Source organism: Acinetobacter sp. V116_7 (assembly GCF_056735735.1).
Genome location: NZ_JBWZIF010000011.1, coordinates 171,684 through 188,363, shown reverse-complemented (window position 1 = coordinate 188,363; position 16,680 = coordinate 171,684). Strand labels below are relative to the sequence as shown.

Genomic DNA, 16,680 nt, shown 5'->3' with positions numbered 1-16,680 from the left:
TTGTTATATTTCAAAGAAAAACGTTTAGGTTCTGCATCTCAATTGAAATAATTTTAAGGTGCCTGTTGCATTCGTTGCTTACGGATATATTCAATTAGAAATCTAGCAGCCGCACCGAGTTCACTTTCACGGCTCCACACTAAGTCGACGTAATATTCAAATCTTGGAGTGAAATCTAATAAATCCAATACTTTAAGATTGTTTTTTAGTTCGGGGTTTTCTTTAAACATTTCTTGAGGAAGAACACCCCAACCTAGATTGCGTAAAATCATTAAACAAGCAGAGTGGTGGTTGTCTGTACGCCAGTAATGTTTCGAAAATAGCAATTCAGGTTTTAAAGTCTCATCTCGGCTTGCAACTACAATTTGTCGTGTAGTAAGGATTTGTTCATAAGAAACCTGATTTTGACTTGCAAGGGGATGGCTATTTGAAATAACCGGAATTAGAGCCTCACGTTTAAGTTCTACAAATTGTTCTCTGTTATCTAGGTGTTCGCGTTCAAACATCAATGCAAGTTGGGCAGACCCATCTAATAACATTTGAAGTGCATCTTCTTGAGGGGCAGACACAATATTAATTTGTAAGTCTGGAAAACGACTTTCTAAAAGACAAATATAGTCGGTCCAATTGGTGTGTAAAAGTTCAGAGACAATCACAAGAGTTAAATTGGCTTCTAACCCTGTACTTAACGCGTGTGCATGTTGTTTCCATTGATTCATCTCAATTAAAAGCTGAGATGTCTTTTCGTATAACACCCGTGCTTCGTCAGTTGGGACAGGTTCACGACCTTTACGGTCAAATAAAGTTAAGTCCAGATCAATTTCTAAGTTGGCAATAGACATGCTTACAGCCGAAGGAACTTTTCCAAGTTTACGTGCTGCTGCTGAAAAAGAGCCGGTTTCAATCACGGCCTGAAACATGAGTAGTTGTTCTTGATTAATATTCATCTGTCAAAAAAACTGAAAGAACCTGATTGGATTAATCAATATTATAAAAATAAAATGCACATTATCCAAGTTATTATTGAGTATTTAAAAATGTTGATTTCCAAGAGAAGGCTCATTCATGCAATCAGTTATGAAGGAATTTTATTGGTCATCATTGCGATTGCATTAAGTTTTATTTTTGATATGCCGATGGACGTAACCGGAACACTCGGTGTGTTTATGGCAGTTGTTTCAGTTTTCTGGAATATGATTTTTAACCACTATTTCGAAAAAGTAGAGCATAAATATAATTGGGAAAGAACGATTCCTGTACGGATTTTACATGCGATTGGTTTTGAAGGTGGCTTGTTGATTGCAACTGTACCGATGATTGCATATATGCTTCAGATGAGTGTCATTGATGCACTTATTTTAGATATTGGTTTAACTTTATGTATTTTGGTTTATACCTTTATTTTCCAGTGGTGTTATGACCATATCGAAGACAAATTTTTCCCAGATGCTAAAGCAGCATCACTTCATTAAAAATTAAGTTGTTAAACTAAAAAAGCACCCATCAGGGTGCTTTTTTAAAGGTGAACCGTAGAATTATTTCTCTACGATTGCTACAACGCCTTCACCACCTGCTGTACAGATCGAGATTAATGCGCGGCCTGAACCTTTTTGATTAATCAATTTAGCAGCAGTTGCCAAGATACGCCCACCAGTTGCAGCAAATGGATGGCCTGCACCTAGAGATGAACCATTTACGTTCAATTTAGAACGGTCAATTGAACCTAAAGGTGCATCTAAACCAAGACGTTCTTTACAGAATTTTTCATCTTCCCAAGCTTTCAATGTAGACAACACTTGAGATGCAAATGCTTCATGGATTTCGTAGAAATCGAAATCTTGAAGTTTAAGGTTTGCACGCTTAAGCATACGAGGCACTGCATAAGCTGGAGCCATCAATAAGCCTTCTTTAGGGCCATTTTTACCAATAAAGTCAACAGCAGCTGTTTCAGAGAAAGAAAGATAAGCTAAAACTTCATGACCGTTTTCTTTTGCCCATTCTTCAGAAGCAAGTAACACAACAGATGCACCATCAGTCAACGGAGTTGAGTTACCCGCTGTCATTGTTGCAGTTTCGCCTTTACCGAAAACAGGCTTCAATTTAGCAAGTTTTTCAACTGTGCTGTCTGCACGTAAGTTGTTGTCACGGTTAAGACCTAAGAATGGAGTGATTAAGTCGTCAAAGAAACCACGTTCATACGCAGCTGCAAGTTTTTGATGGCTGCTAGCAGCTAACTCGTCTTGCGCTTCGCGAGTAATACCCCATTCTAAAGCAGTAATTGCTTGGTGTTCACCCATTGAAAGGCCAGTACGTGGTTCACCATTGCTTGGTGCATCAAGAAGCTTTTTAAAATCAATTTTTGTTAAAGCTTTAAGGCGATCTTTACCAGTTTTAGCAACATTGAGCTCAAGTAAAACTTTACGTAAGCCATCACCTACAGCAATCGGCGCGTCAGAAGTTGTGTCTACACCACCTGCAATACCTACATCGATTTGACCAAGTGCAATTTTGTTTGCAACAACAAAAGCTGCTTGTAAACCTGTACCACAAGCAATTTGAATGTCATAAGCAGGAGTTTCAGGAGCAAGATCTGTGCTCAATACAACTTCACGAGTCATGTTGAAGTCACGGCTATGTTTTAAAACAGCACCCGCAACGACTTCACCAATACGCTTACCTTGTAAGTTAAAACGCTCAACCAAACCATTCAATGCTGCTGTCAGCATGTCAGAATTAGACGCTTTAAAATAAGCAGTATTTGAACGTGCAAATGGAATACGGTTGCCACCAATAATTGCAACGCGGCGAACAGTGTTTTGGCTCATGGTTTTATCCTGTTGAACAGAAGTTTTGGTTTTTGTTGCTTTTGGTGCTGCAACTACATTATTAGAAGATGTAGATGGGGGTGCTGTAGCAGCGCTCTTATTACGAGGGCTACGTGCAGGTGCAGTCGTTGAACGAGTACGTGTCGTTTTTGGAGTATTAGTTGCTGCTTTAGGAGTTGTGCTGTTACGCTTAGCCGTGTTAGAAGCCGGCTTTGATGTATTTGACACTTTTTCCTCAGCAGAATTCTCGACTGCTGGATTTTCTTGAGTTGTCTTGCTCATAAGGCTTTTCCAAGCATATTAACGATATTCTTATAAGCTACATTAACACAATTCAAATAGACCTGTATTGACTAGAATGACATTGTAGATAGCATTCAGGTCAAGACATCCAAAGATGAACTCAAGTATGATTTGGAGTAACTCTAATGAACGACTGATTTCATATTGTTGCTATTCATCTCATAACATAATGAAGCCTGTCGTAGAAAATTCATTTCTTTGAGAGATAATAATCATGACTGATCAATACCAAGCATTTACACAATCTCCTATTGGTAAATTTGTTGTTAAAAATCTGGGTTTACCATCGCCAGTTGCATTAGAGCGTTTTGAAAGTGCTCAGCCAGTAGTGAATGGTGCAGTATTGGTTGGCGCAGCGCCGTCAAGTGTATTGTCTGGTGCGATTGCACAAGTACTTAGTAATATTCATGCTGACAGCTATGTAGGCAATAATGTTGCATTACAACAAGAAGCTGCAAAAGTTGGTTTAAATTTACGCCCATTCAATGCAGGCGACAAAGAATCAAAATTCAAAGCAGTCGTATTTGATGCTTCTGGCATTCAAAACTCAGAACAGTTAAACGAACTTTATAAATTCTTTAACCCGATTGCACGTCAAGTTGCGACTTCTGGTCGTGTTATTGTCATTGGTACAACTCCTGAAACTGCAAAAACAGTAAAACAGGCAATTGCTCAGCGTGCACTTGAAGGCTTTATCAAATCTGTAGGTAAAGAATTTAAAAAGGGTATTACTGCCCAAGTTGTCTATGTTGATGAAGGTGCTGCTGCAAACCTTGAATCAACTTTACGTTTCTTGCTTTCTCCACGTTCAGCTTATGTGTCTGGTCAAGTTGTTCGTGTGTCTAAAGCAGATGTGGTTGATGTTGATTGGGCAAAACCGCTTGCTGGTAAAACTGCATTAGTAACTGGTGCGAGCCGTGGTATTGGTGAGGCAATTGCACATGTGCTTGCACGTGATGGCGCTCATGTTATTTGTTTAGATGTACCACAACAACAAGCTGACCTTGACCGTGTGGCTGCTGACATTGGTGGTTCTACATTGGCAATTGACATTACTGCTGCTGATGCGGGCGAAAAAATTAAAACTGCTGCGGCAAAACAAGGCGGTTTAGATATTATTGTTCATAACGCAGGTATTACACGTGACAAAACTTTGGCAAACATGAAGCCAGAGCTTTGGGACTTAGTAATTAACATTAACTTGTCTGCTGCTGAACGTGTAAATGACTACTTGTTAGAAAACGATGGTCTAAATGCAAATGGTCGTATTGTTTGTGTATCATCTATTAGTGGTATTGCTGGTAACCTTGGTCAAACAAACTATGCTGCATCTAAAGCTGGTGTGATTGGTCTAGTTAAATTTACTGCGCCTATCTTAAAAAATGGTATTACCATTAACGCAGTAGCACCGGGCTTCATCGAAACACAAATGACTGCTGCGATTCCATTTGCAATTCGTGAAGCTGGTCGCCGTATGAACTCAATGCAACAAGGCGGTTTACCTGTTGATGTAGCAGAAACAATTGCATGGTTTGCATCAACTGCTTCTACAGGTGTAAACGGCAACGTTGTACGTGTATGTGGTCAAAGCTTGTTGGGCGCTTAAGCACTTTTAGCTAAAAAGGGGTGCTTGTGCATCCCTTTTTTATTCAAGAATCTATAAATTATAAAAGGTTAGGTATGAATACTCGTCATTTTAGCCAGCTACCAAAAGCGGCATTAGCTTACCCAAAAGTGGTACAAGGTTTAATTTTTAAAAAGCCGAAAGGTCCAAAAATCTTACCGCAAGTTGAATATGTAGTAGATACTCTAGAAATTGATCAGAGTCATCTCAAAGCTTATAACGAAGTATGTGGCTTTCAAAATAATGGCTTTGTACCGGCAATTTATTTGGCTGTGCTTTCTCAAAGTTTGCAAATGCACATGATGACAGCAGAAGCATTTCCATTTCCAATTTTAGGTTTAGTTCATATTCGTAACCAGATTAAACAAACCAGACCAATTGGTGTAACTGAAAAACTAACCTTGTCATGCAAATTTGGGGAATTAAAACCGCATGATAAAGGTGTTCAGTTTGACTTTATTACCACGGCAAAAGTTGGCAATGAAGTGGTGATGGAAGGCTTAACGACTTATTTATCTCGCCAAAAAGTTGAGAAAAGAGTGGGTGAGAAAGCCAAAGAAGAACAAGCGCCAGCTTATGTTCCAAAGGCAGAGTGGGATATTTTAGAAAACACAGGCCGCCGTTATGCGAAAGTGTCTGGTGATTTTAACTTAATTCATATTCATGCCATTACTGCAAAAGCATTTGGTTTTAAGCAAGCAATTGCGCATGGTATGTGGAGCAAAGCTAAAGCACTAGCGAATCTTGAATTACCAAATGCTTATGAAGCAGATGTGTGGTTCAAGCTGCCAATGTTCTTGCCATCAAAAGTTGAGTTTTTAACGGCCAATGCAGATAAAAAGACTGATTTCTTGATTCGTAATGCGAAATCGCAAAAACCGCATGTTGCAGGAACTGTAAAAGCATTATAAAAATATCAGCAGCCTGAACAGATGTTTGGGCTGCTTTTGAGCAAAATAACAAAAAATGCAAGGAACTTCATGTGATTAAAGAAATTTTACTGGCCGATACCCATAACTATCACGGTATTTTAGATGAACGTTTTATTGATTTAGCTCACCAATTTAGCCGTCTTCAAGATGCTAGAACAGGACAAGGTGGTGCTGCATTAGCGGTTTATTTTAGAGGCCAGAAAGTTGTAGATATCTACACCGGTCTAAAATCACAAAATGAAGCTTGGCAACCTGACACTTTGGCAGTTTGCTACTCTACAGGTAAAGGCGTACTCGCAACTTTAGCGCATATTTTAGTAAGTGAAGGTTTTTTAGAATACGACAAACCGATTGCGACTTATTGGCCTGAGTTTGCTCAAAATGGTAAAGAGCAAATGACTTTACGTCATGTGCTAAGTCATCAAAGCGGCATGTTTGATGTTCGAAATATTATTGAAAGTGCGAGGGAAATGCTCGACTGGTCACATATGTTAAATGTGATTGCAGCGACTAAGCCTAGATTCCTTGCCGGAGAGGGCAATGCGTATCAAGCTTTAACATTTGGTTGGCTTGTGGGTGGTGTGCTTGAAAAAGCGACTGGTCAATCTTTAGATCAGCTCATGCAAAAATATCTCGTTGAGCCTTTGCAGTTAGACGGCGCTTATTTTGGTACGCCTGCAAGTGAACTGGAACGTGTAGCACGTTTAATTATTCAACCAAAACCTGAAAAAACAGCGGCTCCCCAAGTTGAAAAACCTAAAAAGCCTCAAGCACGCAAGAGTTCACTCTCTGAAAAAATGATTACGTGGACTGGACAAGACCCGCAAGATTTTCAGGATGCCATGATTCCAAAAGGAATGAAGCATTTTAGTTTCTTTAGTGATGAAGGGTTACAAGCAGTCATTCCAGCGGCGAACGGCACGTTTACTGCAAATAGTCTTGCTAAAATTTATGCGATGCTGGCAAATCAAGGCGAATGGGAAGGGCAGCAACTCATTCGCCCAGAAGTATTTAAAGAATTCAGTACCATTCAAAGTTATGCACGTGATCGAGTCATGCCAATTCCAATGAATTGGCGTTTAGGGTATCACCGCATTATTACTATGGGTAAACGCGCTAAAAATGGCTTTGGACATATTGGTTACAATGGTTCAGGAGCGTGGTGCGATCCTGAGCGCGACCTGAGTTTTGCCTATACTCATAACTTCCAGATTGGTTCAATCACGGGTGATTATCGTTTGTGGGGGCTTACTCAAGAAGCCTTACGTTGCACTGACCAAATTTTAAAAGGCCGTAAAGGCTGGTTCTAATTTTAGTGTTTTAAAGCTGGTATTCTAATTAATGCCAGCTTCTATATTTATAATAATTCTAGGCGAATAATTGCTTCAGTATGGCGCTTGAAGTCTTCTTCAGCCAAACCTTGTAAACCAAGTTGATAAATACCTTCTAATCCGCATACAAAGGCAATGAGTCGCCAAGCTATGTCTGTTGAATTAGATATATTTTTAAATTCACCTTCTTTTTTACCACATTCAATTGCTTGCACAATTGTTTGATGCCAATTCTGCATGGCAAGGTTATAAGCCTTTCGTATTTCAACATCTTGTTCAATTAAGAGTTCAGCCTCATTCCATAAGCGTAAGTAGGGCTGAAGTCTATCTATGTTTTCTGCGCCTAATAAGATGAATAGCCTTTGAAATTGGCTAGTGGTTTTTAGAGTTTGTTCAATTTCATCAAGCTGTTCCATGAGCTTTAAAAAAGCTTCAGCTTTTAAATGAGATGCCGACGAAAAGTGGTGGTGAACTTGTCCGGTAGAGGTTTGTGCTTCTGTTGCGATTCGGCGTACCGTCATGGCTGTAAAACCTTCAGCCAAAGCAACTTGCATGGCTGCTTGCAGAATCATTTCTCTGCGTTGATCGCGATTAAGATAGGCCATGTTTCTTTCACCTGACTGAATTCGACACAAATTACATTAAAACTAAAAGTTGGACAAGTGTCCAATTGTGTATATAATAACCATGATTTGAACACGTGTCCAAGTTTTGGATATTGAAGAGCGTTATGCAAAAAAAATGGTTAATCCTGACAATTATCGTCCTTATATATTTACCAGTTACGATTGATGCAACGGTGATGCATGTTGCAACCCCATCTTTAAGTGCAGCATTGAATTTAACTGCCAATCAGCTTTTATGGGTCATTGATATTTATTCACTGATTATGGCGGGTTTGATTTTGCCGATGGGTGCACTGGGTGATCGTATTGGCTTTAAAAAATTATTATTTATTGGAACTGTAATTTTTGGAGTCGGTTCCTTAGCTGCGGCTTTTTCTCCAACAGCTTACGCGTTAATTGCTTCCCGTGCTGTTTTAGGTCTAGGGGCAGCGATGCTTATTCCTGCCACTTTATCAGGCATTCGTAATGCTTTTACCGAAGAAAAGCAGAGAAATTTTGCACTTGGTCTTTGGTCTACAGTGGGTGGCGGCGGAGCAGCTTTTGGTCCATTAGTTGGTGGATTTGTACTAGAACATTTCCATTGGGGAGCAGTATTCCTCATCAATGTCCCAATTATTTTAGTGGTTCTGGTCATGATCGCGATGATCATTCCAAAACAACAAGTGAAAACTGATCAGCCAATTAATTTAGGGCAAGCTTTAATTTTGGTTGTAGCCATTTTAAGCCTCATCTATTCAATCAAATCGGCGATGTACAACTTCTCGGTGCTTACGGTTGTGATGTTTGTGATTGGTATAAGTACTTTAATCCATTTCATTCGAAGCCAAAAAAGAACGACCACGCCAATGATTGATTTGGAGTTATTTAAACATCCAGTGATTTCTACCAGCATTGTTATGGCTATTGTTTCCATGATTGCTTTGGTTGGCTTTGAATTACTCTTGTCTCAAGAGTTGCAGTTTGTACATGGGTTTTCACCATTACAGGCAGCCATGTTTATTATTCCATTCATGATCGCGATTAGTTTAGGTGGTCCATTAGCTGGAATCTGTTTAAATAAATGGGGACTTAGACTTGTATCTACTGTTGGTATTTTAATAAGTGGATTTAGTCTATGGGGGCTTGCCCAGCTTAACTTTTCGACCGATCATTTTTTAGCGTGGACGTGTATGGTCTTTTTAGGCTTTAGCATTGAAATTGCCTTATTGGCTTCAACTGCCGCCATTATGTCATCCGTCCCACCTCAAAAGGCAAGTGCAGCAGGTGCGATCGAAGGTATGGCCTATGAGCTTGGTGCTGGTTTAGGTGTCGCTATTTTCGGGTTAATGTTGTCTTGGTTTTATAGCCGCTCAATTATTTTACCAGCAGAGCTTCCATCGAACTTAATTGAAAAAGCGAGTATCTCGATTGGTGAAACCATGCAATTAGCTTCTAACCTTGAAAGCCCTTTGGTAGGGCAATTAATTGCAGTTGCTCAGCAAGCTTTTAGCTATGCGCATAGTTGGGTGCTTACAATCTCCGCCATTTGTTTCTTCCTTTTAACTGTATTTGTCTGGTTTAGCTTTCCAAAGAAAGTAAATTAAGAAATTCAAAATAGAGGATAAAAAGAGAGATGATCTTTCTTTTTATCCTTAAATATCTTTTTTAATATTTTCTTCATATCGAAAATTGGTTATTTAATTCTCATAAATAAACTATTCTTTAATAGGTTTCATGTTTTTATTTTAAAATGATTCAATATTCATGTAATTGAAATTTAATGAAAAATTTTTTGATCGAAAATTGACTGTAAAAAAATGGTTTGTTAACCTGCTATGCGAAAATCTAAAAACAAATAAAAGAGGCAGCTGTGAATTTTAAATTAAAAACATCACTCATTATTGGAGCAATTGTTGCGTCTTCACTTGTATATGCCGCAACTGTACTTTCACCAAATCAGAATAATAATAGTGGATCAATTCCATCTGGTTATTCAGATTTAGAATTTTCTTTAGCAAATGGGAATTGGGTCAAAAATCTCTCTTTACCGGCAAGCGCTAATAATTCGGACAAGATTACAGTTCGTTCTAGTGCCGCTTATAGTAGTTATTTAGATACTTCTAATACGAATATTCCGTTAGAAGTGTTGAAGATAAATAGCGGAGATGTTTATCAATTCATCTTTAATAGCAGTCAAAATAAATGGATTGCTCAGTTAGCGACGGTTAGTCCTACCAATGGTACTAACTATGAGGTTGTACCTTTAACAACCGCATCAATGCAAAAAGTACTCATTCAAAATGACAAATGGGCACAAACCATTGCTTTACCAAGTGACGTACGTGACGGAACAACCGTACAAGTTGCTTCTACAGCAAGTGCAAATTCGGATATTGATAAAACAAATTTACTTTTCCCGAGCAGTTTTACATTAAAAAATGGCTCTGAATATTGGTTTAAATATTATTCTGCTTTAGGAAAATGGGTTCCAGAATATATAAAACCACAGAAGCGAAATGTTCAGCAAATTGGAACATCTTTAGCGGCAGTAAATAGTCCACTTACCGAAGTTTCATTTGGAGATGGAAATTGGGTTTCCAATTTCACTTTGCCGACCACTGCAAGTGATAGGGATAGAATTATTATCAAGTCTACAGCGACTTGGTCTGCAAAAATTAATAATACCAATATTAATAGCCAAGCGACTTTAACGCTTAAAACAGGTGATCAATATGAGTTTATGTATGTAAGTGACAAAGGATATTGGCAGCTGATCTCTTCACCAACAAAGGTGATTGATTCTACAGCAACAATCCCTGCAACTTTACCGAATATGACTCAGCCCACTTTAAAGGTGAAACTGTCTACATCAAATTGGCAGCCGACCTTGCAGCTACCTGCTAAAGCTCAAGTCGGCGATAAAGTTGTTATTGTGTCTAATGCATCGGCAGACACCTATATTAATGCCGCTAATGGCTTGTCTACTGCAATTAAAAATGGTGAAAATCGCCGTTTTATTTACACCGCTCAAGGCTGGACAGTAGATAGTTATACAATTGATATGTTGTTGGTTTCTAGCCCAGAGGTAAACTCAATTTTAGGAGAAAGCGCTGCAAAACTTAGAATGATTGAAGGCGTAAATTTAACGAATTTAACTGCTGAAAATTCGAATGCGCGTTTTTACTTAAGAGATGTAGGTTACCTAACTTACAAAATTCCTGCTGCCACGTTAAAAGAAGCAATCTCTATTGGACGAGATGACACGACGGTACAAAATGAGCGAAAACGTGTATTGGCAGACGGTGTTTATTATCAAGGTAATGAACCAGGTGATGGCGGTTGTGGTTGGGCTTGGATTAATGCTTCTGCATATAACATGATTGGTGCAAATGATATTGCAGGTTGTTCTTTTGCCGCTATGCGTCATGAAGTCGGGCACAATCTTGGCCTGTACCATAATGGTTCAACCAATATTGGTTCAGGTTTTGCCCATCCATTAGGAAGTACCGCAATGGGTGGTAATAATATTAATTTTTACTCTAGCCCGTATCTATATAACCCTAAATATGGTGTACGTTTAGGTGTAGAAGGAAAAATTGATGCTGTCAGTGTCATTAACTTAAATGCACAGAAAATTTCTCTATATAACTAATCTCTATTTTTAGCTGTAACGAATGAACAAAAATAAATTGTTAATAGGAACTGCTATCGCTTGTGTGGCGTTAGCAGTTTTAATCTGGTTTGCTTTTTCACAGCAAAGTTCTTCTGCTTTAACGTCGCCTTTAGAAAGTCGGCAAGAGTCTGGGCCAAAAATAGCAGATAATCAAAATGGTTTGGTCCGTCAAAATATGCTGAATTTGAGTCCTTCCGAAAAAGAAAGATTGTCTCAGCAACAGATTGTTTTTAATGAAATAGAAAAAGATCAGCTTCCTTCTAATATTAATTTTCCGCTGCTTAAAAATGCTAAAGGTATGGTCATTAAATATGATCCAAATGTGATTGAACTTAAAAAAGTGGGCGACACTGTTAAGTTCCAAATGTTGGAATATGGCATTAATCGCACGGGCAAAATAGTAGAGATCGAACCTGTTGACCAAGATATTGTTCGATGGACTGGAAAATTTGATCAGGGCGATCCGAACCAGAATTTCTTTACCATTACTCAAAGTCAAAAAGATCACTATACGATCATGCAGATTTTTACCGAGAAAGGAAATTATTCGGCTGAAATTAAGGATGGTGTCGGGCTGGTCCAAACCATGGATGAAGGTGTAACTGATCAAGAGCTACATCATGATCATCCTTAGATAAATAAATGGTTCTGGTAGAGAAAAGAAGCCAGTTCGCAGTTTATCTGTACGGATATGAGCTTTATGCGTTCACACTCTTTTAAAAACAAAGTATGCTTATGCCTGTAAAAAGGAGCATACATGTATCAAGTACTTGCTAGAAAATACCGTCCACGTAATTTCAATGAGTTAGTGGGGCAAAACCATGTTTCTCGTGCATTAAGTAGTGCATTGGAACGCGGTCGTCTTCACCATGCTTATTTATTTACAGGAACGCGTGGTGTAGGTAAAACTACAATTGCACGTATTTTAGCCAAGTGTTTGAACTGCGAAACGGGTGTGACTTCTACACCATGTGAAGTCTGTGCAACGTGTAAAGCGGTAAATGAAGGTCGCTTTATTGACCTGATCGAAATCGATGCTGCTTCAAGAACGAAAGTAGAAGATACACGTGAACTTTTAGACAACGTTCCTTATGCACCAACACAAGGTCGTTTTAAAGTTTACCTGATTGACGAAGTGCATATGCTATCGACGCATTCTTTTAATGCGTTATTAAAAACACTAGAAGAACCACCAGAACACGTTAAGTTTCTGTTTGCTACGACTGACCCACAAAAGCTACCGATTACGGTTATTTCACGTTGTTTGCAATTTACTCTACGACCTTTAGCTGTCGATGAAATTACCAAGCACCTTGGTGCTATTCTTGAAAAAGAGCAAATTAATGCAGATCAAGATGCAATTTGGCAAATTGCTGAATCTGCTCAAGGTTCATTACGTGATGCTTTATCTTTAACTGACCAAGCGATTGCTTATGGTCAAGGTTCTGTACATCATCAAGATGTTAAAGAAATGCTTGGCTTGATTGATCGTACAATTATTTATGATTTGATTTTAGCGATTCATCAAAACCAACGTGAGAAAGTAAGCCAGCTTTTATTGCAATTTAGACATCAAGCGCTAGATGTTTCACTTGTGCTTGATCAGTTGATTTCAACATTGCATGAATTGGCAATTTTGCAATATCTACCTGATTTGAGTTTGAAATATAGCGATGAAATCAATCGCAAAATCATGCAGCTGTCTAAGCTGATTTCTGCTCAAGATTTGCAGCTTTATTACCAAATCGCATGTAAAGGTCGTTCAGACTTGCAACTTGCCGTAACGCAAGAGCAAGGTTTTGAAATGTGTGTTTTACGCTTATTGGCATTCCGTCCCTTAGCGCCTAATGAAATTTTAGTATCAGAGCCTGTTCAACAAAATGGACAAGCAGTGGTGAATCACCAAGTACAGCAACAAGTTCAAGATATTGCTCCTGTAAGTGCTGTTCAGCCTGTTGAAGTTATTAGTCAACCCGCTATGGTTGAACCTGAACCTGAACCTGAACCTGAACCTGAACCTGAACCTGAACCTGAACCTCAGTCTAATCAGGATTTAATGGTATTTGATCCAAATCATCATGAGTTGATTGGACTTGAGTCAGCAGTTGTTCAAGAGACTGTTAGTGTTCTGGAAGAAGATTTCATTCCTGTACCCGAACAAAAGTTAGTACAAGTTCAGGCAGAAGTCCAAACTAAAAATATTGAACCTGAACCAGCTTTCACTGCTGAACCTATGGGTTTATTTGAAACGCCTAACGCTGAATTTTCGCTGGCCCAAGATACGCCTGATCTTGCTTCTGAACCTATTATTGAACAACAGTCATTTGTACAAGCCGAAGTAATGGTTCAAACAGAAACAGTTGCGTTTGTGAAAGAGTCTAGCGAAGCTGATAACGGACAGCTGATGCCTCAAGATATCTTGAAGCTGGCTCCTCAAGTTTTAGAAGGTGAGTGGACACTTGAAAAATGGGAATATTGGTTTAGAAACAGTCAACTTTCACCCGCTGTTCAAGAACTCGCGCAGCATGGTGTGATGACTGGTGAAATTGGCGGCAATACTATTTTCCATATTCCTCAAGAATATGAAAATATGCTGACCCAATTGCAGCAAGGCCTTATTGATGCATTAAATGAGCAATGGCCGAATACTCAATTTACAGTTGAATATGGTGCTTTGAATACATCTACACCATATACCATTCAAAGTGCGCGTAAAGAAAAAGCCTTTCACAGAGCTGCTGAGCTATTACAGCAACAGCCAGTCATTAAGAGTCTTATAGAGACCTTTGATGGCGAACTACAAAATATTCAATTAAAGCCTTAAATTTAACTGAGTTTTGATCTGGTGCAGAATATGAAAATAATAGAATTTTCATATTTTTCACTGGATTGAAATATTTGGGTCATGTCACTGTCATTGTACTTTTCTATGTTAGCCATTTTAGATTTTAAATGGATTGTATACAGCAATGAAAAGGCAATGCACTGGAATAACTTCTTTTAAATATTCATATTTTTTATTAATCGGCGCGATTCTGCTGAGTGGTTGTAACGACTCATCAAATGATAATTCAAATACACCAGATACAGGTAAAAAGCCTGTAATGCGCTGTGCTCCATAAACTTAAATAATAAAAAGAACCTGATCATGATTACACGTCGTAAATTTTTAAATTATTCTTTAAATATGGGTTTTGGTGCAGCGGCATTGGCAGCGTTCCCATCTAGTATTCAAAAAGCTTTAGCAATTCCTGCAAACAATAAAACTGGCACCATTCAGGATGTCGAACACGTTATTATTTTAATGCAGGAAAACCGATCTTTTGACCATTATTTTGGAACATTAAAAGGCGTCCGAGGTTTTACTGACCGTTTTACAATTCCTCTACCAAGTGGTCGCCGTGTCTGGGAGCAGCTTAGAAGTAATGGGCAAGTTTTAACGCCTTTTCACTTAGATGGTACAGCCAATAATGCGCAGCGTGCAGATGGTACGCCACATACGTGGAATGACAGTCAGCTGGCTTGGGACAATGGGCGTATGGCGAATTGGCCAGCCCATAAAACTGATATATCCATGGGTTATTTTAAAGAAAAAGAAATTCCATATCAGTTTGCACTTGCGAACGCCTTTACGATTTGTGATGCCTACCATTGCTCTATGCACACCGGAACAGATGCAAACCGCTCTTTTCATTTAACGGGTACAAATGGGGCGACACCGACCAAGCGTTCATTTGTAAACAATGAGTGGGACTGGATTGATGGTAACCCTGCTACGGCAGATCGCGGTTACACGTGGAAGACTTATGCTGAGCGTTTAGAAGAAGCAGGGGTAAACTGGATTTGTTATCAAAATATGCCAGATGAATGGGGCGATAACATGCTTGGGGCATTTCGTACGTTCAGAAAAGCTAATATTGCATCTGGTTATCCTGTTGCAAGCGGTGGTGAACCAAACAAACCGTACGCTGATACAGGACAAAAACTACCATACAAAGCCTATGATGCTGCGACCGATAATGCCAAAAATCCACTCTATAAAGGCATTGCAAATACATTGCCGGGCAATAAACCTGAAGAATATCTCGATGCTTTTAAACGCGACATTCGTGAAGGTAAGTTACCTCAAGTGTCTTGGATTAATGCGCCATCGATTTATTGTGAACATCCAGACCCTTCAAGCCCTGTCCAAGGCGCTTGGTTTATTCAAGAAATTATTGATGCTTTAACAGCTGTGCCAGAGGTTTGGAGTAAAACAGCACTCATTATCAATTTCGATGAAAATGATGGTTACTTTGACCACGTACCGTCACCATCAGCGCCATCTCGTCTCAAAAATGGCCAGTACGCAGGCAAATCGACATTAAGCAGTGCCGATATGCAGGATGAGTATTTTGATCATGCTGCGCCTGAAGGAAGCCATTCTCAGCCTACACCTGATGGACGCGTTTATGGTCCGGGCCCTCGTGTTCCGTTATATGTGATTTCCCCATGGAGCCGTGGTGGCTGGGTGAACTCGCAAGTGTTTGACCATACTTCTGTGCTTATGTTTTTAGAAAAACGTTTCGGTGTAAAAGAGCCGAATATCAGTCCATACCGCCGTGCAGTGTGTGGTGATTTAACCAGTGCATTTAACTTTAAAACACCAAATGCAGATGTTTTACCGCAGCTGAATGGTAAACAAACACGTTTGCAGGCCGATGAGCTAAGAAAAAATCAAGAAGCTTTACCAGCTGTTCCTGTACCAACGGATATTAAGTTCCCGATTCAACAGAGTGGCATACGTCTGTCGCGTGCGCTACCTTACGAGCTGCACACCAGCGCGCGCTGTAAAGCCGATGGTAAAGTGCAATTGATTTTCTCTAATACGGGGAAACAGGCAGCAGTTTTTCATGTATATGACAAACTTAACCTAGACCGTATTCCAAAGCGTTATATTGTCGAGCCGAATAAAACTCTAGATGATGAATGGGATGTTTTAAAAGATAACTTGGGCCGTTATGACCTATGGGTACTTGGTCCAAATGGCTACCATCGTCATTTTAAAGGCGATACTCAACGTATTGTCGATAGTAGTGTTAAACCTGAAATTCGAGTGTGCTATGACATTGCCAATGGTGATGTTTATGTCGAACTCATGAATGATGGTACCAAGGATACAATATTGACGGTAAAACCTTGTGCATATCGACAAGATGCGCCGTTACAACTTACCGTAAAGGCGGGGCAGGTTGTTAAGCAACATTGGGCTTTGGCTGATGTCGGGCATTGGTATGATTTTGAAATCACGAGCCAGAGTGATCCATACTATTACCGACGTTTTGCTGGTCGAGTTGAAACGGGTGAAGACTCTTTTAGTGATCCCGCAATGATGTAAGCTAAAACGA

Annotated in this window: 13 protein-coding genes; 10 read left to right on the top strand and 3 right to left on the bottom strand. The window is 39.3% G+C overall.

Annotation, left to right across the window (positions count from 1 at the left end; all coding sequences use genetic code 11):
• Window positions 1-53 precede the first annotated feature (53 nt).
• Window positions 54-947 (bottom strand): HTH-type transcriptional regulator AceR, encoded by an 894-nt coding sequence (gene aceR / locus AC1PJP_RS01580; RefSeq protein WP_479766411.1) that lies wholly within the window; start codon window positions 945-947, stop codon window positions 54-56.
• 90 nt (window positions 948-1,037) lie between these two features.
• Here aceR and aceI point away from each other — a divergent pair, with 90 nt between their 5' ends.
• Window positions 1,038-1,472 (top strand): chlorhexidine efflux PACE transporter AceI, encoded by a 435-nt coding sequence (gene aceI, locus AC1PJP_RS01575; RefSeq protein WP_005073799.1) that lies wholly within the window; start codon window positions 1,038-1,040, stop codon window positions 1,470-1,472.
• A gap of 63 nt (window positions 1,473-1,535) precedes the next feature.
• Here the strand turns inward: aceI and AC1PJP_RS01570 are convergent, their stop codons facing one another.
• The gene (locus AC1PJP_RS01570; RefSeq protein ID WP_199987710.1) at window positions 1,536-3,107 is read right to left on the bottom strand and encodes an acetyl-CoA C-acetyltransferase; all 1,572 of its coding nucleotides are present in this window, start codon (window positions 3,105-3,107) and stop codon (window positions 1,536-1,538) included.
• A 235-nt stretch (window positions 3,108-3,342) separates the two neighbouring features.
• On the opposite strand from AC1PJP_RS01570, the gene AC1PJP_RS01565 reads away from it, so the two are divergent.
• From AC1PJP_RS01565 to AC1PJP_RS01555, 3 genes are all read left to right on the top strand, one after another.
• Window positions 3,343-4,734 (top strand): 3-oxoacyl-ACP reductase, encoded by a 1,392-nt coding sequence (locus AC1PJP_RS01565; RefSeq protein WP_060466581.1) that lies wholly within the window; start codon window positions 3,343-3,345, stop codon window positions 4,732-4,734.
• Window positions 4,735-4,808: 74 nt separating this feature from the next.
• A complete protein-coding gene (locus tag AC1PJP_RS01560; protein WP_005306450.1) occupies window positions 4,809-5,663 on the top strand; it encodes a MaoC family dehydratase in 855 nt (284 codons plus the stop codon).
• A 71-nt stretch (window positions 5,664-5,734) separates the two neighbouring features.
• The gene (locus AC1PJP_RS01555; RefSeq protein ID WP_479766410.1) at window positions 5,735-6,994 is read left to right on the top strand and encodes a serine hydrolase domain-containing protein; all 1,260 of its coding nucleotides are present in this window, start codon (window positions 5,735-5,737) and stop codon (window positions 6,992-6,994) included.
• A 47-nt stretch (window positions 6,995-7,041) separates the two neighbouring features.
• Here AC1PJP_RS01555 and AC1PJP_RS01550 read toward each other — a convergent pair whose 3' ends face one another.
• Window positions 7,042-7,620: a TetR family transcriptional regulator gene (locus AC1PJP_RS01550; RefSeq protein WP_004791707.1), complete on the bottom strand. Its 579-nt coding sequence runs from the start codon at window positions 7,618-7,620 to the stop codon at window positions 7,042-7,044.
• 125 nt (window positions 7,621-7,745) lie between these two features.
• Here AC1PJP_RS01550 and amvA point away from each other — a divergent pair, with 125 nt between their 5' ends.
• The 6 genes from amvA to AC1PJP_RS01520 all read left to right on the top strand — a co-directional run bounded on the left by amvA (window position 7,746) and on the right by AC1PJP_RS01520 (window position 16,670).
• The gene (gene amvA, locus AC1PJP_RS01545; RefSeq protein ID WP_479766409.1) at window positions 7,746-9,224 is read left to right on the top strand and encodes a multidrug efflux MFS transporter AmvA; all 1,479 of its coding nucleotides are present in this window, start codon (window positions 7,746-7,748) and stop codon (window positions 9,222-9,224) included.
• Between the two features lie 266 nt (window positions 9,225-9,490).
• Entirely contained in the window at window positions 9,491-11,272 is a 1,782-nt protein-coding gene (gene cpaA, locus AC1PJP_RS01540) for a metalloendopeptidase CpaA (protein WP_479766408.1), read from the top strand.
• 22 nt (window positions 11,273-11,294) lie between these two features.
• Window positions 11,295-11,927 (top strand): metalloprotease secretion chaperone CpaB, encoded by a 633-nt coding sequence (cpaB, locus tag AC1PJP_RS01535; protein WP_479766407.1) that lies wholly within the window; start codon window positions 11,295-11,297, stop codon window positions 11,925-11,927.
• Window positions 11,928-12,050: 123 nt separating this feature from the next.
• Entirely contained in the window at window positions 12,051-14,117 is a 2,067-nt protein-coding gene (locus AC1PJP_RS01530) for a DNA polymerase III subunit gamma/tau (RefSeq protein ID WP_479766406.1), read from the top strand.
• Between the two features lie 145 nt (window positions 14,118-14,262).
• Window positions 14,263-14,415, top strand: a complete 153-nt coding sequence (locus AC1PJP_RS01525) for a hypothetical protein (protein ID WP_437118636.1) — start codon at window positions 14,263-14,265, stop codon at window positions 14,413-14,415.
• A gap of 26 nt (window positions 14,416-14,441) precedes the next feature.
• Window positions 14,442-16,670 carry a phosphocholine-specific phospholipase C gene (locus AC1PJP_RS01520; protein WP_479766405.1) on the top strand — a complete coding sequence of 743 codons (2,229 nt, stop codon included), beginning with the start codon at window positions 14,442-14,444 and terminating at the stop codon, window positions 16,668-16,670.
• Window positions 16,671-16,680 lie beyond the last annotated feature (10 nt).